General features: G+C 68.8%; 21 protein-coding genes and 1 tRNA gene. 10 read left to right on the top strand and 12 right to left on the bottom strand.

Features of this window, described 5'->3' with window-relative positions; translation table 11 throughout:
* Window positions 1–53: 53 nt before the first annotated feature.
* The 7 genes from melA to KRR39_RS01735 all read right to left on the bottom strand — a co-directional run bounded on the left by melA (window position 54) and on the right by KRR39_RS01735 (window position 7,796).
* Window positions 54–1,373 carry an alpha-galactosidase gene (melA, locus tag KRR39_RS01765; protein WP_216940195.1) on the bottom strand — a complete coding sequence of 440 codons (1,320 nt, stop codon included), beginning with the start codon at window positions 1,371–1,373 and terminating at the stop codon, window positions 54–56.
* Window positions 1,370–2,491 (bottom strand): amidohydrolase family protein, encoded by a 1,122-nt coding sequence (locus tag KRR39_RS01760; RefSeq protein WP_216940193.1) that lies wholly within the window; start codon window positions 2,489–2,491, stop codon window positions 1,370–1,372. Before KRR39_RS01760 ends, melA begins: the two co-directional genes overlap by 4 nt.
* A gap of 65 nt (window positions 2,492–2,556) precedes the next feature.
* A complete protein-coding gene (locus KRR39_RS01755) occupies window positions 2,557–3,435 on the bottom strand; it encodes a carbohydrate ABC transporter permease (RefSeq protein WP_254185444.1) in 879 nt (292 codons plus the stop codon).
* Window positions 3,428–4,387 carry a carbohydrate ABC transporter permease gene (locus KRR39_RS01750; protein ID WP_254185443.1) on the bottom strand — a complete coding sequence of 320 codons (960 nt, stop codon included), beginning with the start codon at window positions 4,385–4,387 and terminating at the stop codon, window positions 3,428–3,430. The genes KRR39_RS01755 and KRR39_RS01750 overlap by 8 nt, the downstream gene beginning before the upstream one ends.
* Before the next feature lie 27 nt (window positions 4,388–4,414).
* A complete protein-coding gene (locus tag KRR39_RS01745) occupies window positions 4,415–5,680 on the bottom strand; it encodes an ABC transporter substrate-binding protein (RefSeq protein WP_216940191.1) in 1,266 nt (421 codons plus the stop codon).
* A gap of 59 nt (window positions 5,681–5,739) precedes the next feature.
* The gene (locus KRR39_RS01740; RefSeq protein WP_216940189.1) at window positions 5,740–6,810 is read right to left on the bottom strand and encodes an amidohydrolase family protein; all 1,071 of its coding nucleotides are present in this window, start codon (window positions 6,808–6,810) and stop codon (window positions 5,740–5,742) included.
* Window positions 6,811–7,019: 209 nt separating this feature from the next.
* The gene (locus tag KRR39_RS01735; protein ID WP_216940187.1) at window positions 7,020–7,796 is read right to left on the bottom strand and encodes an IclR family transcriptional regulator; all 777 of its coding nucleotides are present in this window, start codon (window positions 7,794–7,796) and stop codon (window positions 7,020–7,022) included.
* A 176-nt stretch (window positions 7,797–7,972) separates the two neighbouring features.
* On the opposite strand from KRR39_RS01735, the gene KRR39_RS01730 reads away from it, so the two are divergent.
* The 5 genes from KRR39_RS01730 (at window position 7,973) to KRR39_RS01710 (ending at window position 11,928) form a co-directional block, all read left to right on the top strand.
* A complete protein-coding gene (locus KRR39_RS01730) occupies window positions 7,973–8,737 on the top strand; it encodes an SDR family NAD(P)-dependent oxidoreductase (RefSeq protein WP_216940181.1) in 765 nt (254 codons plus the stop codon).
* Window positions 8,738–8,802: 65 nt separating this feature from the next.
* Entirely contained in the window at window positions 8,803–9,183 is a 381-nt protein-coding gene (locus tag KRR39_RS01725; protein WP_216940179.1) for a RidA family protein, read from the top strand.
* Complete coding sequence (locus KRR39_RS01720) at window positions 9,180–10,136, top strand: zinc-dependent alcohol dehydrogenase (protein WP_216940177.1); 957 nt, start codon at window positions 9,180–9,182, stop codon at window positions 10,134–10,136. The genes KRR39_RS01725 and KRR39_RS01720 overlap by 4 nt, the downstream gene beginning before the upstream one ends.
* A 2-nt stretch (window positions 10,137–10,138) precedes the next feature.
* Window positions 10,139–11,014 (top strand): SMP-30/gluconolactonase/LRE family protein, encoded by an 876-nt coding sequence (locus KRR39_RS01715; RefSeq protein ID WP_216940170.1) that lies wholly within the window; start codon window positions 10,139–10,141, stop codon window positions 11,012–11,014.
* 53 nt (window positions 11,015–11,067) lie between these two features.
* On the top strand, window positions 11,068–11,928 hold the full coding sequence (locus KRR39_RS01710; protein WP_216940168.1) for a fumarylacetoacetate hydrolase family protein: 861 nt from the start codon (window positions 11,068–11,070) through the stop codon (window positions 11,926–11,928).
* Window positions 11,929–11,947: 19 nt separating this feature from the next.
* Here the strand turns inward: KRR39_RS01710 and KRR39_RS01705 are convergent, their stop codons facing one another.
* The gene (locus KRR39_RS01705) at window positions 11,948–13,063 is read right to left on the bottom strand and encodes an alanine racemase (RefSeq protein WP_216940166.1); all 1,116 of its coding nucleotides are present in this window, start codon (window positions 13,061–13,063) and stop codon (window positions 11,948–11,950) included.
* 306 nt (window positions 13,064–13,369) lie between these two features.
* Between KRR39_RS01705 and KRR39_RS01700 the strand changes: the two genes are divergently transcribed.
* The 4 genes from KRR39_RS01700 (at window position 13,370) to KRR39_RS01685 (ending at window position 17,157) form a co-directional block, all read left to right on the top strand.
* On the top strand, window positions 13,370–14,677 hold the full coding sequence (locus KRR39_RS01700; protein ID WP_216940164.1) for an alpha-glucosidase/alpha-galactosidase: 1,308 nt from the start codon (window positions 13,370–13,372) through the stop codon (window positions 14,675–14,677).
* Between the two features lie 25 nt (window positions 14,678–14,702).
* Window positions 14,703–14,807, top strand: a complete 105-nt coding sequence (locus KRR39_RS01695) for a class II D-tagatose-bisphosphate aldolase, non-catalytic subunit (RefSeq protein ID WP_216940156.1) — start codon at window positions 14,703–14,705, stop codon at window positions 14,805–14,807.
* 116 nt (window positions 14,808–14,923) lie between these two features.
* Entirely contained in the window at window positions 14,924–15,958 is a 1,035-nt protein-coding gene (locus KRR39_RS01690) for an SIS domain-containing protein (RefSeq protein ID WP_216940154.1), read from the top strand.
* Window positions 15,955–17,157, top strand: coding sequence for an MFS transporter (locus KRR39_RS01685; protein ID WP_216940152.1), 1,203 nt, complete (start codon window positions 15,955–15,957; stop codon window positions 17,155–17,157). The genes KRR39_RS01690 and KRR39_RS01685 overlap by 4 nt, the downstream gene beginning before the upstream one ends.
* A 408-nt stretch (window positions 17,158–17,565) precedes the next feature.
* Here the strand turns inward: KRR39_RS01685 and KRR39_RS01680 are convergent, their stop codons facing one another.
* Together KRR39_RS01680 and KRR39_RS01675 are read right to left on the bottom strand one after the other, a co-directional pair.
* Window positions 17,566–18,510, bottom strand: coding sequence for a tagatose kinase (locus tag KRR39_RS01680; protein ID WP_216940150.1), 945 nt, complete (start codon window positions 18,508–18,510; stop codon window positions 17,566–17,568).
* A gap of 185 nt (window positions 18,511–18,695) precedes the next feature.
* Window positions 18,696–19,043 (bottom strand): hypothetical protein, encoded by a 348-nt coding sequence (locus KRR39_RS01675; protein WP_367303771.1) that lies wholly within the window; start codon window positions 19,041–19,043, stop codon window positions 18,696–18,698.
* Between the two features lie 265 nt (window positions 19,044–19,308).
* Here KRR39_RS01675 and KRR39_RS01670 point away from each other — a divergent pair, with 265 nt between their 5' ends.
* Window positions 19,309–19,626, top strand: a complete 318-nt coding sequence (locus KRR39_RS01670) for a hypothetical protein (RefSeq protein WP_216940147.1) — start codon at window positions 19,309–19,311, stop codon at window positions 19,624–19,626.
* Here the strand turns inward: KRR39_RS01670 and KRR39_RS01665 are convergent.
* A tRNA-Met gene (locus KRR39_RS01665) sits at window positions 19,605–19,681 on the bottom strand. The two genes, KRR39_RS01670 and KRR39_RS01665, sit on opposite strands and share 22 nt — an antisense overlap.
* Before the next feature lie 124 nt (window positions 19,682–19,805).
* Window positions 19,806–22,808: a UPF0182 family membrane protein gene (locus KRR39_RS01660; protein WP_254185442.1), complete on the bottom strand. Its 3,003-nt coding sequence runs from the start codon at window positions 22,806–22,808 to the stop codon at window positions 19,806–19,808.
* Between the last annotated feature and the right edge of the window lie 19 nt (window positions 22,809–22,827).

Below are 22,827 nucleotides of genomic sequence, written 5' to 3'. Positions count from 1 at the left end.
GGGGTTGACCGGTCCTGACACGTGCTTCTCCTTCATCGCGGCCCGCGGGCCGGTCAGCCGAGCTCGGGCAGCCACTGCTGCTGCGCGGCGATCATCTCGTCGGTCATGGTCCGAATCTGGTCGAGGCCGAGCAGGGAGCTGGTCAACCGGTCGAGCGAGACGGCCGTGTAGACGAGGTCCTTGGAGCGCTGGCGGTAGGCCTCCACGACGCACTGCTGGTAGCCCACGGAGGCGAGGTCGATCCCCGCACCGGCGGCCGGCAGGTCGCCGACGAACGTCGGTTGGACGCCGTTCTGGTCGACCAGGCACGGCACCTCGACGCAGCAGCCGTCCGGGAGGTTGGTGATCAGGCCGGTGTTGGGCACGTTGCCGTAGACGACCCGAGGGGTGTTGGTGAGCACCGAGTCGATGATGCGCGCGGCGTACTCCTCGCTGACGGCGAGCGTGCCGTCGGCGAACTCGGTGGCCATCTGGTCCAGCTGGGCCTCGTTGTTGCCGCGCGTGATGTCCAGGTAGTCCCAGCGCTCGGGCAGCAGGGCCTGCACCTGGGCAGGGTCGCGCCGGAAGTGCGGGTAGTACTCGGACGCGTGGTGGCTGGACTCTGTCTGGAAGTAGCCGGTGAGGTTCATGATCGCCGTCCGAACGCTCTCCCGGCCGCCCGCGTACCACTCGTCCAGCGGACGGAGGGGCGCACGGTTGCCCGCGTGGTACTCGTTCACCGCGGTGCGGAGCTCGGCCGTGACGTCGCGGCCGTGGTGCCGGAAGTCCAGCATCCACGCCTGGTGGTTGATGCCGGCCGCCCGGAACGACCACGTCCCGTCCTCGAGTCCCATGATCGAGGCAAGCTCGTCCGCCGTGTGCTGCACGGAGTGACACAGGCCCGTGGTGCGGATGCCCTGGGACGATGCGAACCAGCAGTTGATCGCCATCGGGTTCGCGTAGTTGAGCAGCAGCGCGTCCGGGCACAACCGCAGCATGTCCTGGGTGATCTCCTCGAGCGCTTTCATCGACCGCAGACCGCGGAAGACGCCACCCGGGCCGAGGGTGTCACCGACGGTCTGGTCGACGCCGTAGCGCCGTGGGACCTCCATGTCGACGGCGTACGCGTCCCGACCCCCCACCTGGAAGCAGACCACGACGAAGTCTGCGCCGGCCAGCGCGGTGGCGCGATCGGTGGTCGGTTCGATCTTCGCGGGAAGGTCGTGGGCATCGACCAGACGTCGCGCCAGCCGTTCCGTCCGGGCCAGTGACTGCGGGTCGATGTCCATCAGCGCGTAGTGCGCGTCCTGGGTGCTCTCGAAGGACAGGAAGTCGTTCATCAGCTGCAGCGGGAACTCGTACCCGCCGGCTCCGATGATGGCGATCTTGGTCACGGGGTCACGTCCTGCTTGCTCGTCGGGTGGGTTTGCTCGGTGGCGGCCGTCAGGCGGGGCACCAGCCGTGCGGCGTTGTCGGCGTACACGGCCTGCAGGACGTCGTCCGGGAGGCCGATGCCGCTGATGGCCCAGCGGCCCATCATCGGCGGGTCGTCGTCCGAGTGCGGGAAGTGCTCGTCCTCGGTCTCCAGGAAGCGGAAGTGCCTGGGATAGCTGGACCCGGTGTGCGGTATCTCGTCGCAGCCGAACAGGACGCGGTCCGGGTGGCGCAGTACCAGCTCGCGGGTCGCGCGCGGTTGCCTGCCCAGCTGCGAGAGCCGGGCGGCGATGTCGATGTGCAGGTTGGGGTAGGTGTCGAGCATCCGGCCGACCCAGCCGAGGTCCTCGGCATTGCAGCCCGCATGCACGGCCACGAACCGCGTGCGCGGATGGGCGGCTACGACGGCTTCCAGGGCGTCCATGAGCCGCTCGAAGGTGGGGTACTCCGGACCAGCGAACGACCAGTCCGGGCGCTCCGCGAGCAGCTCCAGGAACTCGTTGTGCTCGTCGACGGGGTCGAAGAACGCCAACGGGTCCGCGATGTGCCACCAGATAGGGATGTCGAGCTCACCGGCCGTCTGCCAGACGCCGGCAAGTCGCTCGTCGTCCGGCAGCACCAGCTCACCGGCACCGTCACGGACGTGCAGGCCGAGGTCCTTCCAGACCTTGACCCCGGCCGCACCCGCGGCCACGGAGTCGGCCAGGTTGTCGGCCAGCGCACGATCGCTCGAGGGCTGCTCGAGAAGCGACCAGTCGACGTGGCAGAACGTCGCGATGCGGTCGGGGTGGCGCTCGTCGAAGCGCTCGAGGTTGAGGCGCAGCTCCTCCCCCCACCGTCCGTCGAGGTTGACGAACCCGTGCACGTTGTAGCCGGCCATCTCCTCGAGCCAGGGCTCGACGTCCTTCACCAGCCACTCGCCCTCCCGGTCCGCCCAGGCGCTGAGCCACCGCCCGATGTGGCTGTGGGCGTCGATGGCGCGGGAGCGGGCGGTCGTGACCGTGTGCTCGGGCAGGGACAGACGCGCCCTGGGCCGGTAGCGGCTCAGCGGCAGGTCACCATCAAGAGGGATCGTCATCAGCGAAGTCCTGTTCGATATGTCGAACGTTGATCGGTGGGTCGTACCAAACTACGGGGTGGGCGCTACGGCGTCAACGCCGTCGCTAACCCTTGAGACCGGTGAACGCGATGCCCTCGAGGACACGGCGCTGGAAGATCACGAACAGCGCGATCATCGGCAGGCTGGCTAGGAGCGAGCCAGCCATCAGGACGGGATAGTTGGTGAGGTGCTCCCCCCTGAAGGGCCGCGAGCCCCGCCGACACCGGCATCTTGCTGGGGTCGGTATTGATGATCAGCGGCCACAGCAGGTCGTTCCACGACCAGATCGCGGTGAGGATCGCCAGCGCCATCAGCGCAGGCGTCGCAAGGGGCAACATGACCCACCAGTACACCTGCAAAGGGTTCGCGCCGTCGATCCGCGCCGCTTCTTCGAGCTCGCGAGGCAGCTGCAGGAAGAACTGCCGCATGAGGAAGGTGCCGAACGCACTGAAGATGCCGGGCAGCCACAACGCGCTGATGCTGTTCAGCAGCCCGAGGTGCTGCATGATCTCGTAGTTCGGCAGGAGGAACAGCTGCGACGGCACCATCAGCACCGACAGGAACAGCCCGAACAGCAGCCCACGACCCCGGAACTGCAGGCGTGCGAAGGCGAAGCCGGCAGCGGAGCACAACAGCACCTGGCCCAGGGTCCGTGCAAGCGTCATGACGACGGTGTTGAGCAGCTGCCTGCCGAACGGCAGCGACTCGAACACGTCCTTGTAGTTGCCCCAGTGGAACGGATGCGGGACCAGCGAAGGCGGCGTGTGCGTCGCCTGGGCGAAGGTCTTGACCGAGGTGACGACCTCGAGGACGAACGGGGAGATCATGAGGACGGCACCCAGCATGAGCACCACGTGCACCCACAGGTCCCGGCGCCAGCGTGGCAGCTTCTGACTGCCCGTCGCGGCCACGGCGTCAGCCATAGTGGACCCACCGCCTCTGCATACGGAACTGGACGGCCGTGAAGACCAAGATCACCGCGAGCAGCACGAAGGCGATCGCCGCGGCGTACCCCCCTTGGGACTCGACGAACCCCTTCTCGTAGAAGAGGTACACCACCGTCTGGGACTTCTCGAGCGCCGGATTGGTCTTGCCGATCATCAAGAAGACGAGGTCGAACGCCTGCAGCGCGTTGATGACCGTGATCACCGTGACGAAGAACGTCGTCGGCGTCAGCAGCGGCACGGTGATCTGGAAGAACTGCGAGATCGACCCTGCACCGTCCAGCTCGGCCGCCTCGTAGTAGTCACGTGGGATGGCCTGCATGCCGGCGAGGAACAGCACCATGTTGTAGCCGATCGAGCCCCAGATGGAGACGACGCCGAGGGCGTAGATCGCCGTGTGGGAGTCGGCGAGCCACGACGGTCCGTCAATGCCGACCAGGCTCAATGTCCAGTTCAAGGGGCCGAAGTCGCCGTTGTAGACCAGTCGCCACATCAGGGCGATCGACGCCGGCAGCGTCACGGCCGGCAGGAAGTACACGGTGCGGTAGAAGCGCGTCAGCCGGAAGTCGGGTCGGTGCAGCAGCGCTGCGACGACGATGCCGAGCGGCACGCTCAGGAGCGTGATGAGGCTCAGAATGGCCGTGTTGACCAGCGACTGCAGCAGCTCGGAGTCGTGCAGCAGCTGGGTGTAGTTCTCCAGGCCCGCCCAGGTGTGCCCGCCGAACGCCCCCCACGACGTGAACGAGTAGTAGAAGGTGAGCAAGGTGGGCCAGATGGAGAACACCAGCAGCCCGATGGCGGTCGGTGCGATCAAGACGGTCGCCCACATCGCGTCCTGACGGCGCAGACCTGAGCGGCTCGGGGGCTCGGGCCTGAGGGACGTGCGCGAGCCGGTGCCCGGATGGTCCTGGTGCTGTTCAGTGACGGTCATGGTTGCGTCCCCTCCCTTCCGCGGGCTTCAGGAACCTTCCTTGGCGAGGGCGTCGTTCATGATCTGTGCCGCCTTGCGGGCGGCGTCCTCGACGCTGGCCGACCCGGTCCAGGCCTTGGCGAGCTCGGCCGCCGCCGGGTCACGCCACGCCGGGGTGTCGATGGAGGAGGGCAGGGGCTGGGCGTACTTCAACTGGTCGACGAAGACCTGGAGGTTGAACTCGGGTGAGGACTTGACCCAGGCGTCGGCCATCCCCTTGTAGGCGGGAATGACGGTGCCGGTCTCGGCCTGCATCTGGGCGGCGGCCTTGCCACCGAGGTACTTGACCCACTGCCACGCGGCGTCGGGGTGCTTGGTCTTGCTGTTGATCACCATGCCCAGCCCGTTGCTCACGGAGTAGTGCTGAGCGTCGTGCGGCATCGGGGCCACGTCGGCGAACCGCTTCGCTTCCGGGATCGCTTTCATGTCCAGCACCGTCCACGAGCCGCCGTAGTACATCGCCACCTTGCCCGAGGTGAACATCTGCTCCGAGTCGGTGTCGGTCATCTGCTGCAGGGAGGGCGAGGCGTGGTACTTGTTGATCAGGTCCACCCAGAACTGCAACCCGCGGATCGCCTCCGGCGAGTCGAGGCCCGACTTCTTCCCGTCGGCGGAGAGGATCTGGCCGCCCGCCTGCAGGATCGTGTTGTCGTAGTTCGCCTGGTCCTCGGCCGGCGCGGCGATGCCGTAGACGCCCTTGGCCGGGTCGGTGAGCTTCTGGGCAGCGGCCGTGAGGTCGTCCCACGTCCAGTCGGCCGTCGGGTAGTCGACGCCGGCCTGCTTGAAGAGCTCCTTGTTGTACCAGAGCGCAATCGCGTCGACGTCCTTCGGCAGGGCGTACACGTGGTCCTTGAACTTGTACGCGTCCATCACCGCCGGCACGTAGTTGCCGAGGTCGACCTTGTCGCGGTCCACGTACGCATCGATCGGCATCAGCACGCCGCCGTTCGCATACTTCTTGAGGTTCGGGATGTTCATCCAGAAGACGTCGGCGCCGCTGCCTCCCTTCAGGGACGTCTGCAGCTTGGTCCAGTACTGCTCCCACGGCGTCAGCTGGATGTCGACGGTGATCTTGGGGTTCTCCGCGTGGAACTTCGCCGCGATCTTCTGCATCGTGGCGAGCTGCGGCTTCTCCCAGATGGCGTAGGAGATGGTCACCGCCCCGCTCTCGGCCTTGGCCGCGGCGCCACCGTTCGAGCCGGTGTCGGATCCGGAGCAGCCCGCGGCGGCAAGGCCCACGCACAGTGCTGCCACGACGGCCAGGCGGCTACGCCACCGTCGACGTGCGGAGGGGTGTGAGGTGATGGACATGATCATGCTCCCGTCGCGAGTCTGGGGATGAGGTCTCGTGCGTTGTCACCGACGACACGACTCAGCACGTCGTCGGGCAGATCGAGCCCGTAGACGCGCCAGCGGCCGTCGCCCGGGGGGTCTTCGTCGGAGTACGCGAAGTACTCGTCGTCCGTGCCGAGGAACCGGAAGTACAGCCGGTAGTCCTCGCTGCGGGGCGGGAAGGCATCGGTGCCGAGCAGGACCCGGTCCGGGTGCTGCCGCACCAGGCGCGCGGCCGCTCGCGGTTGGCGCCCCAGGTCGCCGACGCGAGCGGCGATGTCCACGTTGAAGTTGGGGTAGCTGCTGAGCATCCGGTCGACCCATTGCAGGTCCTCGACGAAACAGCCGACGTGCGCACCGATGAAGGTCACGTCCCGATGCCGGGACACCACCGTCTCGAGCGCACCCAGCAGTCGCTCCAGCGACGGGAACTCGTCGCCGGAGAACTGCCAGTCGGGCCTCGCGAGCAGCTGTTCCAGCCGCTCGTTGCGCGCATCCACCGGGCGGAAGAAGGCGGCGGGGTCTGCGGTGTGCACGAGCACCGGGGTGCCGGTGTCGGCCAACGCCTCCCACAGCGGCTCGAGCCGTGGGTCGTCGAGCAGGACGAGGTCGCCGTCCCGGTCCCGCACGTGCAGGCCGACGTCCTTCCAAAGCTTGATGCCGCCCGCGCCACGAGCCACGGAGTCGCGCAACGACGCGGCGAACGAGGTGCCCCAGTCGTCTGAGCTCGCGCACTGCGACCAGTCGAGGCGACAGAAGGACAGGAAGCGACCGGGGAACGCGCGGTCATAGCGGTCGAGGTTGGCCTCGAGCTCCTCGCCCCAGCATCCGTCGAGGTTCACGATCGTGGCGACGTTGCACTCGTCCATGACACGCACGAGCTCGGGCACCGACGGCACGGTCCACTCCCCGCGATGCCAGCGACCCAGGTGGTTGTGCACGTCGACGGCCGGGACGACCGACCGCCGCGGATGGTGCTCGGGGACGACGAGCGACGACTGGGGCGCGTAGTCGCGCAGAGGCAGGCCGTGAAGGTCAAGATCGCTGGTCATGACTGTCCCCGTCCGTTCGAAATTTCGTACAGCGTTCGGGCCGTGGCACGCACGATGCCGTCCGGGCCGGTGACTGTCAAGGGATCGGATCCATCAGCTCGCACGCGTTCGGGCGCGCGACGTCGCGCCGGAGGGCGCCGGGTGCGACGAACACCCGTCGCGCTGCGACGCGCGCGGCAGCACCGTGGGCGCCCGTCAGATGACCGCGCTCAACGCGTTGCGGCGGCCCGGTACCCCAGGCTGGCCGAAAGTCGCGCCGCGCCGTCCGTGACCAGCTCGCCGAGCACGCGACGACGGTCCTCGTCCCATCGGGTGATCGGCACCGAGATGCTCAGGCCGGCCACCATCTCACCGGTGTGGTCGCGCACGCCCGCGGCGACGCAGTGGACGTCCTCGCTGGACTCCGCCTCGTCGTACGACAGCCCACGCGCACGGATCTCGGCCAGCTGAGTCTTGAGCCTGCTCAGCGAGGAGATGCTGGCGTGGGTCATCTTCGGAAGGGTGGTCTGCTTGGGGTACAGGGCGTTCAGGGCCTGCTCGCTCAGTGCCGAGAGCAGCATCTTTCCCACACCGGTGCAGTGCGCCGGAAGGCGTCGGCCGACCGCTGAGACCATCCGGACCGGGTGCGTGCTCTCCACGCGAGCGATGTAGATCACGTCCGTGCCCTCACGCACCGCGACGTGCACGGTCTCGCCGCACTCGGCAGCAACTTCGGCGGCGACACGCTGCGCCTCGCGAGCCAGGTCGAGCTGCTGCGCGAACACGCTGCCCAGCTGGAAGAGGCGGACGCCGAGCTGGTAGCGCAGGGGCTGACCTGGGACCACCACGAGGTAGCTGCGGTCGGTCAACGTGCCGAGCAGCTCGTGCACGGTGGTGCGCGGGAGAGCCAGCTTGCTCACGACCTCCGCTGCCGACAGGACAGGGTCGTCCAGGAACAGCTCCAAGATGTCGAGCGCACGGCTCGCAGCAGGGACGGCGCGGCCCATGACGCACCCCGTTCTCTGTGTGGTGGCGGATCGTGCTTGGACTGTAGGAGGGCGGACCATGCGCGTCAAACCTCGCACAGGGACCACCAGAGCTTTGACAGCCAGCCCGCACCGTCAGTAGCGTGAGTCAGGATATCGACACGCGTTCAGCATGTCGAACGCAGGAGGAGGTTCGGGTGCGCGGTCTGCACGGCAAGCGAGTCCTCGTCAGCGGTGGCAGCAGCGGCATCGGGGCGGCGGCGGCCCGTCGGTTCGTCGAGGAAGGGTGCGCCGTGGTCATCGGTGGCCTGGAACCGGACGAGGTCGAGCGTGCGGTGCACGCCCTGAGGGATGCCGGCGACGTGCACGGTGTGGCGGCCGACGTCAGCCAGGAGGACGGCGCAACCTCGCTGGTCGAGACGGCCAGCCGGGTGCTGGGCGGCGTGGACGTCCTGGTGAACAACGCCGGTACCGCGTGGCGCGAACCGTTCCTCCAGATCACCGCCGAGCACTGGGACCGCATGCTCGCGGTCAACCTCCGCGGGATGTTCCTCGTCGGACAAGGGGTCGCGCGGCTCCTGGTCGAGCAAGGCACCGGCGGCGCGATCATCAACATGTCGTCGACCAACGGTCTCGCGGCGGAACAGGACTACACGCACTACAACGCCTCCAAGGCCGGTGTGCTGCTGCTGACCAAGACCATGGCGGTCGAGCTCGCGGAGCACGGCATCCGTGTCAACGCACTCTGCCCCGGGTTCGTCCGTACGGCGCTGAACGAGACGATCGCGGCTCGTATCGCCCCGGACTTCATCGAGACCTACGGCCGCGAGAACGTCCCTCTGCGGCGTACAGGCATGCCGCAGGAGATCGCTGCTGCCTACGCCTTCCTCGCCTCCGACGACGCCTCGTTCATCACAGGCACCGAGCTCGTCGTCGACGGGGGCCAGACCGCCGTCATGTAAGGGCAGGCCCTAGCGCCCGCACGCCCTCGCACCGTTCACCCACCCGTCGCAGACCAGGAGGACCCATGACCCACACCTCGCACGTGGTTGACCAGCTACCCGCGCCGGGAGGCGCCTACAGCCATGTCACGCAGACCAGCCAGCTGACGTTCACCGCAGGCTTCGGACCGCACGACCCCGAGACGGGCGCGTTCCCCGAAGGCATCGAGGCCCAGACCGAGGCGACCCTGGCGAACGTGGAACGCGCGCTGGGCGCGGTCGGCCTGGACCTGTCGCACATCTTGAAGAGCACGGTCCACCTTGCTCATCTCGAGCGCGACTTCGCGGGGTTCGACGCCGTCTACCGGCGCCTCGTGCCCCAGCCGTACCCGGTGCGGACGACGGTCGGCTCGCAGCTGCTGGGCATCCTGGTCGAGATCGACGTCGTGGCAGAGGGTGCCCGGTGACCGTAGCGCAGCAGACCATGCGGGCCCTTGTCTTCACCGGCCCAGGAGCCATGGAGCTTCGGGACGTCGCCACCCCGGGGGCTCGTGACGGCTGGGTGCCGGTCACGGTCCGGGCCAGCGGCATCTGCGGCAGCGAGCTGCACGGGTTTCGCAGCGTCGGTTTCCGCCGGCCGCCCCTGGTGATGGGTCATGAGTTCGCCGGCGAGACACCGGATGGCCGACGTGTCGTGGTGAACCCGCTGCTGAGCTGCGGCGAGTGCGACCTGTGCCACCGCGGCAAGCCCGAGCTGTGCCGCCGTCGCGAGCTGCTGGGCGTGCACCTGGCCGGAGGCTTCGCGGAGCGTGTCACCGTACCTGCGGGGGCCGTGCACGTCATCCCCGACGAGATGACCTGGGAAACCGCCGCCCTCATCGAGCCCTTGGCCAACGCCGTGCACGCCTGGCGGCAGGTCGAGCAGGGCGGGATCGGGCGGGTCGCCGTGATCGGGGCCGGTGCCATCGGCCTCGTGAGCCTGCTGGTCGCCGCGCACGAGCAGCTCGGCGAGGTGACGGTCGTCGACCGTTCCGGCTTCCGGCTCGTGCTCGCCGGCCGGCTGGGGGCCGCTGTCTGCGCGGAGGAACTGGAAGGCGAGTACGACGTCGTCGTCGACGCGGTCGGGTCGGCGCAGACCCGCGCCTCCGCTGTCGAGCACGTGCGCCCGGGCGGGACCAGCGTGTGGCTCGGTCTCGCCGAGGCTGCGGCCGGCTTCGACGGCAACGGCCTGGTGCGCGGCGAGAAGCGCGTCGTGGGGTCGTTCGCCTACAGCCCCGAGGACTTCGCGGACGCAGTTCGCCTGGCGGCATCCCTCGACCTGGGGTGGGCTACCGCGATCGACATGGAGGACTCCCAGAGGATCTTCATGGAGCTGGCCGGCGGCGCGCAGGACCCGGTGAAAGCCGTGATCCGCTTGTGAGCGTGCTGACCCAGGACGACGTCCTCGTCCACGGCGCCGGAGACCTGTGCGAAGGGCCCTGCTGGGACGTCGGCACGAAGACCCTCGTCTGGGTCGACATCCTGGCGGGAGCGGTGAACGTGGTCGACCCGGTGTCCGGGACCAGCGCGCGGCACCTCCTGGGGACTCCGGTCGGGGCCGTCGCCCCTCGTGCGCACGGCGGCTGGGTCGCTGCGGTCGAGCGCGGGTTCCTGCTGCTCGACGGCGCCTGGCGGCCGGAGGGCGACGTGGTCCCGGCGCCCGGCCAGGGTCCTGGGACGCGCTTCAACGACGGCGCCTGCGACCCCTTCGGCCATTTCTGGGCGGGGACGTTGTCCTACGACGAGACGACCGGACGGGCTGCGCTCTACCGGTTCGACGCCGACGGCAGCGTTCGCGAGGTGCTGGCCGGCGTGACGAACTCCAACGGCATCGCCTGGTCGCCGGACGGCACGGAGATGTACTACGTCGACACCGGCCGTGGCAGCCTCGACCGGCTCGAGCTGGATCCGGCGGACGGCTCCATCGTCGGGCGCACCACCCTGGTCGAGCTGATGCCTCGCGACGGGCTGCCTGACGGCCTCACGGTGGACGCCGAGGGATACCTGTGGTTGGCGCTGTGGGGTGGCGGCTGCGTACGCCGATACACGCCGCGGGGCGAGCTCGACCGCGAGGTCAGGTTGCCGGTCGACCTGGTCACGAGCGTCACGTTCGGCGGCGACGGGCTGGCCGAGCTGTATGTCACGACCGCACGGGACGGCCTGTCCCCCGCGCAGCTGACCGAGCAGCCTCTGGCCGGTTCGGTCTTCCGCTGCCGGCCAGGAGTTCAGGGCCTGGCGCCCAGTACCTTCGCCGGCTGAGCCGGCACATCGGCCGGCAAGCACGCCGGCACCCACGAGGAGAGGAAACAGATGTGAAGCTGGTCAGGTTCGGGCCCGTCGGCCACGAGCGCCCGGGCGTGCTGCGCGACGACGTCGTGGTCGACGTCACCGATGTGGTCGGAGACTTCGACGCAGCCTTCCTCGCGAGCGGTGGTCTACGGACCCTGGCCCGCGACATCGAGGATCGCGACGACCTACCCAGGCATCCCGCGGCTTCGATCCCGCGCTGGGGCGCGCCCGTCGCACGGCCCGGCAAGGTCGTGTGCATCGGCCTGAACTACGCGGTCCACGCCCAGGAGTCCGGCATGGAGCTGCCAGCAGAGCCGGTCGTCTTCTTCAAGGCGCCGAGCACCGTCATCGGCCCGGAGGACGACGTGCTGATCCCCGTCGGCGGCACCAAGACCGACTGGGAGGTCGAGCTGGGCGTCGTCATCGGCGGCACCGGCCGGTACCTCGCAAGCGAGCAGGACGCGGCCGACATCATCGCCGGCTACTGCGTCTCGCACGACGTGTCGGAGCGGCACTTCCAGCTCGAGCGGGGCGGCCAGTGGGTCAAGGGCAAGTCCTGCGAGACGTTCAACCCGCTCGGTCCCTGGCTGGTGACGCCTGACGAGGTGCTCGAGCCGCAGCGGCTCGGGCTGACCCTGGCAGTCAACGGCCGGACGCGCCAGGAAGGCTCGACCGAGTCGATGATCTTCCCCGTGCTCGAGGTGGTGCGCTACCTGAGCCAGTTCATGGTGCTTGAGCCCGGCGACCTCATCAACACCGGCACTCCGCCCGGTGTGGGCATGGGCATGAACCCGCCCCAGTACCTGCAGGAGGGCGACGTGGTCGAGCTCAGCATCGAGGGACTCGGCGCGCAACGTCAGCGGGTGCGCCAGGCGACCCGCTGACGTTGCGCGAGGGCGTCCTTTAGAAAAACGTGCGCAGCACGTCGACGATCCGGTCGTCGTCGTCAACGACGGGTATCCAGCGCCACTTGTCGAAGGTGGTGCAGGGGTGCGAGATGCCCAGCTGGACCTCGTCGCCGGGCTCGAGCTCGCAGCCGCTGGACGGCGTCGCGGCGACGAGGTGCTGGTCGAAGAGCCGCAGGGTCCGGACACCACGCACGTCGAGCTGACGGTCGCCGCGCCGGGCGGCGAGCACCACCGGCAGCGCGCCGTCCGAAGAGGCGTCCCGCCGGCCCGCGCCGATCACGACCGTGCCGTCCTCGGGCCTCGACAGCACCGGGGCGAAGACCTGCAGCGCCGGTCGCAGGGTGTAGCCCTCGTCGGACCGTTCGAAGGGCGAGAGGTCGTGGTAGAGACCGTGGTCGTGCGTGACGTAGCAGCCACTGCGCAGGACCAGCCGCCAAGCGTCCTCCCCCGCGAGCGCGTCGACCACCGCGTCGAAGTACGCCGAGCCGCCGGCGCTGACCATCGGACGCTCGGGCAGCAGCCCGCGGGCCAGGAGCCGGCCGGCGAGGTCGCCGAGGCCCAGACAGAACTCGCGCGCCGCCCGCGCAGCCTCCGAAGGCGTCTCTCGGACGAGGGAGCCCTCGTAGCCCGCCACCCCGACCAGCTCCAGCGCCTTGGAGGCCGCCACCGCCTCGGCCACCTGCTGGGCCTGGTGCAGGGTGCGGGCGCCGGTGCGCCCGTCGGCGTGCCCGAGCTCGACCAGGACGCCCAGACGCGCCGTCGTGCCGGCCCCGCGAGCCGCCGCCACCAGCCGGTCCAGCCTGGTCGCTCCCTCGACGCTGTCGACGTAACAGCTGGCGGCGACCTGCCCGTGGTCCGCGAGGGTGCGTCCCAGCCAGGAGGCGCCGGCCTCGTCGACGACCTGATTGGCGACGAGGCCGGGACCGAGCCCGTGCGCCTGGAAGACTCGCAGCTGCGCGACGGTGGCGACGGTCACTCCGGCCGATCCGGCGTCGAGCTGGGCCGCGACGACCTGTGGTGCCATCGTCGTCTTGCCGTGCGGGTATAGGTCGACGCCGTGGTCCCGGCAGTACCGCGCCATCGTGGCGATGTTGTGCTCCAGCGCCGACACGCGCACGACCGCCCGAGGACTGCCCAACCAGCCGTCGGCGGCGCGGGTGCCCGACAGCAAGAGCTCCGCGGCTGTCGTCGCCGTCCGATGACGGGGGCCACCGAAACCTTTCTCCTCGGGGCGGATCGGCCGGTGCCGCAACGCCTCCACCTCTGCACGGTTGCCGTTCGGCACTCCTGCCTCCTTGACACCTCGACCCAGCCCGAGCAGGCTATGACAGCACTCCGAACAGTGTCCGAGATATCGAACACACCGAGACTGTACCCGTCCGCGCCCACCCTGGCCGGACAGACCCGGATGGAGCTTATGACCACCATCGCCTTCGTCGGCGCCGGCAGCGTCGTCTTCACGCGCCAGCTGCTCTCCGACCTCTTCGGCTTCCCCGAGCTCGCCGACGCGACCATCGCGTTGCACGACATCGACCCCGACCGGCTCAGCACCGCCGAGGGCATGGCCCGTCAGGTGGCCGAGCAACGCGGCGCCCGTCCCACGATCACCGCCACCAAGGAGCGCCGAGCTGCTCTCGAGGGTGCGGACTTCGTGATCAACATGGTGCAGGTCGGCGGCATCGAGGCGACCCGCACGGACTTCACGGTCCCTGCCCGGTTCGGGCTCCGCCAGACCATCGCCGACACCCTGGGCGTCGGCGGGATCTTCCGGGCGCTGCGGACCTTCCCCGTGCTCACCGGCATCGCCGAGGACATGCGGGAGGTCTGCCCGGACGCCTGGTTGCTCAACTACACCAACCCGATGGCGATGAACATCTGGTGGCTGTCGCAGGTGGCACCCACGGTCAAGGCTGTCGGCCTGTGCCACAGCGTCTACTGGACCGTCGCCGGCCTCTGCGACGTGGTGGGGGTGCCGCTCGAGGGAACGAGCTACCGAGCCGCCGGGGTGAACCACCAGGCGTGGCTGCTCGACTGGCGTCACGACGGCGAGGACCTGTACCCCCGGTTGAACGAGCGCATCGCCCAGGACGAGCAGCTGCGGCGACGCGTCCGGGTCGACATGTACCGCCGTCTGGGCTACTACCCCACCGAGACGAGCGAGCACTCCTCGGAGTACGTCTCGTGGTACCTGCGCGACCAGCGCGAGGTGGAGCGTCTGCGCATCCCGGTGGACGTCTACCTCGGCATCAGCGAGGAGAACGTGGCGGAGTACGAGGAGACCCGTCGCGCGCTGGCGGCCGGCGAGACCCTGCCGCTCGAGAGCAGCGCGACCGAGTACGCACCGCAGGTGATCCACTCCATGGTGACTGGAACGCCCCGCACCATCCACGCCAACGTGATCAACCACGGGTTGATCGACAACCTGCCCCGTGGTGCCGCGGTCGAGGTGCCGTGCTCGGTCGACGACCTCGGTCTGCACCCGCAGGCGATGGGCTCGCTTCCTTCCCAGTGCGCCGCACTGAACGCGGCCTTCCTAGCGGTGGGTGAGCTGACCGTACGCGCGGCCCTGGAGGGCGACCCCCGGCTGGTGCGGCAGGCTGCGATGGTCGATCCCAACGCGTCGGCAAGCCTGCGCGTCGACGACATCTGGGACCTGTGTGACGCGATGACCGAGGCGCACGGCGACCTGCTGCCCGAGGCGCTGCGCACGTCGGTGCGACCGTGAGGGCGGCGCACCCATCCTGGGTGAGGTGCGGGAGGACATCACGCTGGTGCTCCACCACGTGAGGAACGTGCTGCGCGAGTACGCCGGCGCGTGTTCAGCGACCATTCCTGCCCGGGAGATGAACGCGTGATGTCTGAGGTGTCCCCCGTCGGTGAGCACGTCGTCCACGGGGCGAAGCACACCACCCGCGAGATCACGCAGCAACCATCCCTTTGGCGCCAGGTCCCCGGCAGCGTCGGGCCGGAGGTGGCGGCCTTCGTCGGCGACGCGCTGGCGCAAACAGGTGCCAGGGTCGTCCTCACCGGTGCCGGGACGTCCGCGTTCGCCGGCCAGTTGGTGGCACCGGCGGCGCGACGGGCCGGGCGTCGCCGGGTCGACGCCATCGCGACCACCAACGTCGTGGCCGGTCCGCTGGACTGCTTCGACGACGACGTGCCCACGCTGCTGGTGTCGTTCGCCCGGTCCGGCGACAGCCCCGAGAGCGTTGCCGCAGCCGAGCTCGCCGACCAGCTGCTGACCGACGTGCAGCACCTCGTGCTCACCTGCAACGCCGAGGGCGAGCTGGGCCGCCGGTACGGCGACCGCGACGACGCCCGCGTCGTGCTCATGCCTGAGGGTGCTCACGACCAGGGGTTCGCCATGACGTCGAGCTTCACGTGCATGACGCTCTCTGCCCTGCTGGCCCTGGACCCGAGCAACGACCACGGTCTCGCGGAGCGGCTCGCCGACATCGGCGACGCCGTCGGGCCGGGGTGGGCCGCTGCCACCCGCGAACTCGCCGAACGCAGCTATGAGCGAGTGGTGTACCTGGGCAGCGGGGCCCTCGAGGGGCTGGCGCACGAGTCCGCCCTTAAGTTGCTGGAGCTAACCGCTGGGCAGGTGGTAGCCGTGGGCGACTCGCCGCTCGCCTTCCGGCACGGTCCAAAGTCGGTCCTGGACGACCGCAGCCTGGTGGTGGTGTACCTGTCCAACGACCCGTACACCCGCGCTTACGATCTCGACCTGCTGGACGAGCTGCGCGGGACACGCGATGACAAGGACGTTCTGGCCATCACCGCAGACCACGGCGACGCCGCCAGCGCAGCGACGCCCTGGCTGGTGCCGGACGCCGTTGGCCTGCCGGACTCCGCCCTTGCCCTGCCTGCCGTGCTGTTCGCCCAGTACCTCGGCCTGCACTGCTCCATGGCCTCGGGCCTGACCGCCGACAACCCGTTCCCCGACGGTGAGGTCAATCGGGTCGTCAAGGGCGTCCGGATCCACGGCTTCGACCGCCTGCGGTGACCGATCCCGGCACGGGGCTTCCCACCGTCGCCCCGACCGATGCCGGGGGTCCCGAGGCGCTGCGACGGCTGAAGGCCGTCTTCGCCGCGTCCGGCGGCGGCATCGGCACCCTCATGCCGTACCTGGCGCTGTACCTGGCGTGGCGGGGCTTGTCGCCGTCCGGCGTGGGCCTGGTGCTCGGTCTCATGGCTGCCGTGGGTGTCGTGGCAGTCCCCGTCTGGGGAGCCTGGGCCGATCGCAGACATGGTGCGCAACAGGCACTTCGACTCTCGTGCTTCGCGGCGGCGCTGGCGAGCGTCGTCCTGCTGTGCGCAGGTGGTTGGTTGCCCGCGGTGCTCGTCTCCGCTGCTTTGCTGGCGGCCATGCGAGCGCCTGGCGAAGCACTGGCCGATGCCCTGGCCGTGGGTCTCCTCGGTCGGTCGGCGCGGCAGCGGTACGGGTCGATCCGGCTGTGGTCGAGCGCGGGCTTCGCGGTCGCCGTCGCCGGCTGGGGCGTCCTGCTGGCACGCACGTCCTTGGCACTCGTGCTGCTCGCCTACCCGGCAGTGTTGCTGCTGGAGGTCGCGGCGGTGCGCGGGCTGAGGGCACCCGTGCGCCCGCGGGCGGCGGCGCCGGCGGGCTGGCGGGACGTCTTGGCCGCGCGCTTTGTCCTTCTGCTCGCGGGCGCGTGGCTGTTCGGAGTGGCGATGGGCGGCTCGATGACCGTCTTGCCGCTGCGTCTCACCGCGTTGGGCGGTGGCGTGAGCGCAGTTGCGGCCGCCTCCGTGGCCGGCGCACTCACAGAGATCCCCTTCATGCGGTCGGTCGGCTGGTGGCACCATCTCGTTGGCCCCGGCGCCATGTTCCTGGGCGGCGGCGCGGTCTTCGCGCTTTCGCTCGCCTGTTACGGCGTGCTGACCGATCCGTGGCTGCTCGTGGCTGCGAGTGTCCTGCGGGGCGCTGGCTACGCACTATTCTACGTCAGTCTCGTCACTGCCGTCGGGTCCCTGCTGCCCGCACACCAGCAGGGCACCGGTCAGGCGCTGCTGCAGACGACGCTCATGGGGCTCGCGCCGATGGTGGGCGCGTCTCTGGGCGGCATCACATACCAGCACTCGCCGACAGCAGTGTTCTTGACGGCCGCGGCGCTGGCACTCGTCGGCGCTGCGGTCGCCCGACGCGCGGTCGATTGGCTTGCACCCTCGGAAGGGACGGCATGACGGCGCTGGCCCACGGCCGTCCGTGCTCACACAAGCGAGTCCTCAAGGAGCACCAAAGGGGCCCCTGAACTCGGATTGGCATGGACAGAGACCGCGCGCGGAAACGCTTGCAAGTGCCGACCTCTGGCAAGGGGAGCCGGCCCGAGGTTCCCGTGACTGATCCAGTGCTCGGGCATGCGCCCGCCAAGGGCGGGCGGGCGACTCGGAGTCCGCCCCCTTGGCGGCGAGTTACCACCACAGCCCGCGCCACAGGGAAAATCCCCGGGATCTCAGTTCTTTCGCAGCCGAGAGTGGCGCGCATCGATGCCTCAAGCACCAGAGGATGTGCCGAGCAGACGGAGGGATCCCCGATGGGCCGGCCGGTCGAGCCATATGCCGATGTCGTGGAGTGGGTTCAGGTGCATTGAGTCATCCTTTCGTCAACCCAAGCAAGGCATCGAGTTGGTCTCGGGTGGCGGCGCCCTCCATCGGCCCGATCTCAGTGACCGCGTGGGCGCCTGCAGCATTGGCGTAACGAAGTGCGGTCTCGGGCGAAGCGCCTGCTAGCCAGAGGCTGACGAAGGCACCCCCGAAGCAGTCGCCGGCCCCGGTCGGGTCTACCTCGTCGACCCAGAGGGGAGCCACGTCGGTGCGGCCGTGCGCGTCGAAGTGGCTTGCTCCCCGATCTCCGCGCTTGATCACAATCTCGCCGACACCGCGGCGAAGGAGCTCAGCCACCGCGGCGGCCTCATCGTCCGCTTCGGTGAAGAGATAGATCTCCTCGCCCGAAGGTAGGAAGAGGTCGCTGTGGGCGAGCACCTCTTCGAGTGCCTGACGCAGCCCGGGTGTCTCGAGGATCTCGCGCCGCAAGTTGGGATCGAAACTCAGTGTTCCACCCCGCGCCTTGATGCGCGCGATGGCCTCTCGCGCCACGTCCGCCAGACCGGACACTGAGAGCGCGGTGCCCATGACATGCAGGTGGTCACAGCTCTCCAATAACGCCTCACCTGCAGGCGTGAGCACCAGCCTGCCGGTCGCACTGTGCGCGATGTTGTAGACGAACTTGCGCGAGCCGTCGGGTCGGTAGCGGACGAAGGCCGAGCCCGTGACCTCGCCCTTCGCCACCTCGACTCCCGAGACGTCGACCCCGTCTGCGGCCAGCCGATCAAGGTTGAGCCGACCGAAATCGTCATTGCCAACACGGGAAATGATGGCCGCCGGCGTGCCGAGTCGGCCAACTTGGTCGATGAAGATCGCCGGTGCACCGGAAGGAAACGGACCGATAAGGGGCTGGGGTTCGCCGAATCCGTCTCCCTTGGTGGTGGCTACGATCTCGACGAGGATCTCCCCGACCGTGAGCACCTTCTTCGCCATGTGGCTCAACTTTCCTCTGTATGAAGACCCGCGACCAACACGCGAGCGTGCCCGCGCTACTCGCCGAAGTCCAGCAAGACGCGGTACTAAGCCGGGGCCGCTTCAGAGTGAGGGGCGCTGGTTCGTAGGGTTAAGCTAGCCCTCGAAACCTGCTCTTGAACTCAGCAGCTCAGTCATTCGACCCATCACCCCGGAACCAGCATGCGGACGTGACGGAACGGATGATCGCTCGTCGCACGCACCAGCGAATCCCGATCCGCACCGTCATCCGCGAAGGTGAGTCCGGCAGTGCCGAAGATCCAGTCGATCCCATTCTCGGCAGTCGGGACGCAGGTCGCGCCATCCCCCTGACCGCTGCTTGCTTGCGTCAGGCCATCAGAGGTGAACCGGCAGAACACGTCTTCCCGATCGTTCATGTCGCCGGTGACAACCACTGATTGGCCCATGGAATGCAGGTGGCGAACCACCTTCAACTCTCGGTCCACTGCCACCGCACGCCATCCACCCTGGCGCGGGTATCGGGCTCCTGTCAGCAGGGTTGTGGACGTTCAGGATCGTGACGCCGGTATCGCTCGCAAGCGAACGCAGGGTGACGATGGGCATCTGGCGCGGGTGCCCGTCGAAGTACGGGATCGTAAGTGTCGCTGCTCGCACGAGCGACCACCGGTCACGCCGCCATACGACCGAGTTCTCGGTGTCGCCGGGTGGGCTGTAGACGCCGTAACGGCTGCCGGCCAACTGAGCGAACGTACGGTACTGCGGTCGCTGGAACTCCTGCAGCCCTGCGATGTCGACGCCATGCCTATCGAGCAGCTCGATCAGTCCGCGGGTCCGCTCCGGACCGGACGCCATCTCTGGGTTGGCATATCGCCGAAGGTGATCAGTGAGCGGCTCGGCCACTCCACCGTCGCCTTCACGCTGCAGACCTACGCCCACGTCCTGCCGGGCATGGACCAGTCCGCGGCCGACACGGTCGCCGCGCTGATCATCGGCACTGACATCGACCCGACATCGCACGGACGCATTCTTGGACGCCAGGTCGAGGAAGCAGCCGGAAAACAAAACTGGCCTGGGACTAAGTCCCAGGCCAGCGGTGGTAGCGGGGGCAGGATTTGAACCTGCGACCTCTGGGTTATGAGCCCAGCGAGCTACCGAACTGCTCCACCCCGCGTCGGTGAACCCAACCTTACGGGACACCGGTGCGGACTCAAAATCGTGCGACGACGGGGTGGCCTTGACAAGCTCGACCAGCCGTTCCGCGGCCGGCCGAGGGTGCTCGGCCGGCCGCGGAGCGGTCAGTTGCTCGGTGAGGCGGACGGGGACGGGCTCGACGAGCCGGAGGGCGAGGGCGTCGCCGACGGGGACGGCGTCGGGGTGGCCTTGTTCGCCGCGGCGATGGCCTGCTGCACCAGGTCGCGCGCCTCGCCCTGAGCCTTGGCGTAGCCCTCGAGGTCGCCGGACTGCAACGCCTTCTGCGCGGTGGCGAACTTGGTCTCGGCCTGCTGCAGGAGCTGGCGTACGTCGCTGGAGACCGCTCCCCCGCCCGTGGTGCCGCCGGACCCGGTCGTGCCGCCGGTGTCGGCACCGCTGGGCGCGTCGGGCGCGAGGCCGAGCACGTCGTTGAGCGCCTCCGTCAGCGTGTTGCCGATGCCGACCTTCTCGCCGAACGACACCAGGACGTAGCGGAGCACCGGGTAACGGCCCTCGCCGGTCTTGCGCTGGGTGTAGAGCGGCTGCACGTAGAGCAGGCCGTCACCGACCGGCAGGGTCAGCAGGTTGCCGAACAGTGCGGTCGAGTTGGTCCGCGTGAACGCGAGCAGCTTGTCCTGGATGTCGCTGTCGGCGCCGAACAGGTTGGCGATCTGCGAGGGGCCGGGGATCTGCGTGTTGCTCGGCAGCCGCAGGATCCGGATCGTGCCGTAGTCCTTCTGGCCGGCGTCCGCGTCCACGGAGATGAACGACGCGAGGTTCTGCCGCTTCTGCGGCACGAACACCGACGTCAGGGAGAACACCGGGTCCGGGCCACCCGACGGGGTGCGCACCGAGAGGCGGTACGGAGGCTGCTTGTTGGCCTTGTTCTCCGGGTCCTCGGGCACCTTCCACTGGTCCGTGCCGCCGTAGAACGTCTTCGGGTTCGTGACGTGGTACGTCGCCAGCATGTTGCGCTGCACCTTGAACATGTCCTCGGGGTAGCGCATGTGCGCGAGCAGGTCCGGGGAGATCTTGGACTTCGGCTCCACGATGCCGGGGAACGCGCCCTCCCAGGCCTTGAGGATCGGGTCCTTGTCGTCCCACTGGTACAGCTTCACGCTGCCGTCGTACGCGTCGACGACAGCCTTGACCGAGTTGCGCATGTAGTTGATCTCGTCGGTGGGCAGCGTGGCGTACGTCGTGTTGGGGCTCAGCGCGTCCGACGTCATGGACCGCAGCGAGTCCTTCTCGCTGTTCGGGTAGTGGTCGGTCGTGGTGTAGCCGTCGAGGATCCACTTGACCCGGCCGTCGACGACCGCGGGGTAGGAGTCGCCGTCGACGGTGAGCCACGGCGCGACCTTCTGCACCCGCTCGCGCGGCGCCCGGTCGTAGAGGATCTTGGAGTTCGCGTTCACCCGGCTGGACAGCACGATGTTCGGCTCGCTGAACTTGATGGCGTACATCAGCTTGTTGAACAGCCCGCCGACCGGCACGCCGGCCTGGCCCTCGTAGGTGTTGGTCCGCGAGTTCGCGCCCTGCCCCTCGGGGAGGTCGAGCTCGACGTTCTTGCCGCCGGGAGCCTTGCCGACGATGGCGTACGTCGTGCTCTTCTCGCCGAAGTAGATCCGCGGCTGGTAGCCGTTGGGGAACATGTTCGTCAGGTCGCCCTTGGGCGGCAGGTCCCGCTCTGCCCAGACCGGCTTGCCGTCGTTGCCGGTGACGGGGTTGTCGTTCTTGTCCTGCTGGTTGCCGTAGGCCGCGACGACGCCGTAGCCGTGGGTGTACACGGTGTGCTCGTTGGCCCAGTTGCGCTGGCCGTCGGGCAGGCCGTTCTGGTCGAGCTCGCGGACCGCGACGACCATGTCGCGGGTGCGGCCGTCGACCTGGTAGCGGTCCACGTCGAGCACCGGGGCGACGCTGTAGTAGCCGCGCACCTGCTGGAGCTGCTCGAACGCCTCGGAGACGAGCGCCGGGTCGAGCAGCCGGATGCCCGGCAGCGACTCGGTGTCCGAGCGCAGCTGCGACTGGCTGAGGGTCTGGTTGGCGTCGTACTCGGTGACCTTGGTGCCGGCGATGTCGTAGGCGTCGCGGGTGGCCTTGATGTTCGCCGCGATGTACGGCGCCTCCTTGTCCGGCTCGGAGGGCTTGACCTGGAACTGCTGCACGATGCCGGGCCAGATGACGCCGAGCAGGATCGAGGAGAGCACCAGCAGCACGAGGCCGACCGACGGCAGCAGCCAGGTGCGGCGCAGCACGTTGGCGAAGAACAGGATCGCGCAGATGATCGCGATGAACGTCAGGATCGTCTTGGCGGGCAGCACGGCGTTCTGGTCGGTGTAGCCCACGCCGGTGAACAGGCCGCCGCTGTCGGTGGTGAGGTTGTAGCGGTCGAGCCAGTAGTCGGCGCCCTTGATCAGCACGAACAGGCCGGCCAGCACGGAGATCTGGACCTGCGCGGCGCCCGACAGCCGGTCCCGCTTGGACTGCAGCCGGATCCCGCCGAACAGGTAGTGCACGACCGCGGCAGCGATCAGGCTGAGCACCGTGACCGCCAGGCCGAAGTCGACCAGGTAGTGCAGCCAGGGCAGGTCGAAGACGTAGAAGCCGACGTCCTTGTGGAAGTACGGGTCGGTGGTGCCGAACGGCGAACGGTGCCGCCAGAGCAGGAACTGCCGCCACTGGCCGGCGCCGGAGCCGCCGGCGAACAGGCCCAGGACCAGGGCGATCGCGATCAGCAGCCACTTGCGCAGCGGGTCGACGACCTCGCGGTAGCGGTCGAGGTTGACCTGCTCCTGGGACGCCGGGCGGAACAGCGGCCGGAACCGGTAGGCCACCGCGACGTTGGCCGCCACCACGACGCCCATCGTCAGGCCGAAGACCAGGAACAGCAGCACCTTGGTGCCGAGCACCTTGGTGAACACCCCGGAGTAGCCGACGCTCCTGAACCACAGCCGGTCGGTCCAGACCCCGGTGAACACCGACACCAGGAAGAACGCCACGACCAGCACGATGATCGTCCCGATCAGCGCCCGGGACCGCTGCTGGGACCCCGGTGGTGGCACGCGTCGGGGCCGCTCGGGGGTGCCGTCGTCGAAGATTCCGCTCACGCTGGCTCTTTCCGTCCCG

It is taken from the genome of Nocardioides panacis, from assembly GCF_019039255.1.
GTDB classification, from domain to species: Bacteria; Actinomycetota; Actinomycetes; order Propionibacteriales; family Nocardioidaceae; genus Nocardioides_B; species Nocardioides_B panacis.
The sequence above is the reverse complement of the archived record's forward strand: the minus strand, read 5'-3'. Positions and strand labels throughout refer to the sequence as shown.

Excerpts from the sequence above, each read along its gene's own strand:
- KRR39_RS01760 (WP_216940193.1), bottom strand. The coding sequence starts at position 2,491 with ATGACGATCCCTCTTGATGGTGACCTGCCGCTGAGCCGCTACCGGCCC.
- KRR39_RS01755 (WP_254185444.1), bottom strand. The coding sequence starts at position 3,435 with ATGGCTGACGCCGTGGCCGCGACGGGCAGTCAGAAGCTGCCACGCTGG.
- KRR39_RS01750 (WP_254185443.1), bottom strand. The coding sequence starts at position 4,387 with ATGACCGTCACTGAACAGCACCAGGACCATCCGGGCACCGGCTCGCGC.
- KRR39_RS01740 (WP_216940189.1), bottom strand. The coding sequence starts at position 6,810 with ATGACCAGCGATCTTGACCTTCACGGCCTGCCTCTGCGCGACTACGCG.
- KRR39_RS01735 (WP_216940187.1), bottom strand. The coding sequence starts at position 7,796 with ATGGGCCGCGCCGTCCCTGCTGCGAGCCGTGCGCTCGACATCTTGGAG.
- KRR39_RS01725 (WP_216940179.1), top strand. The coding sequence starts at position 8,803 with ATGACCCACACCTCGCACGTGGTTGACCAGCTACCCGCGCCGGGAGGC.
- KRR39_RS01700 (WP_216940164.1), top strand. The coding sequence starts at position 13,370 with ATGACCACCATCGCCTTCGTCGGCGCCGGCAGCGTCGTCTTCACGCGC.
- KRR39_RS01680 (WP_216940150.1), bottom strand. The coding sequence starts at position 18,510 with ATGGCGAAGAAGGTGCTCACGGTCGGGGAGATCCTCGTCGAGATCGTA.
- KRR39_RS01670 (WP_216940147.1), top strand. The coding sequence starts at position 19,309 with ATGCCTATCGAGCAGCTCGATCAGTCCGCGGGTCCGCTCCGGACCGGA.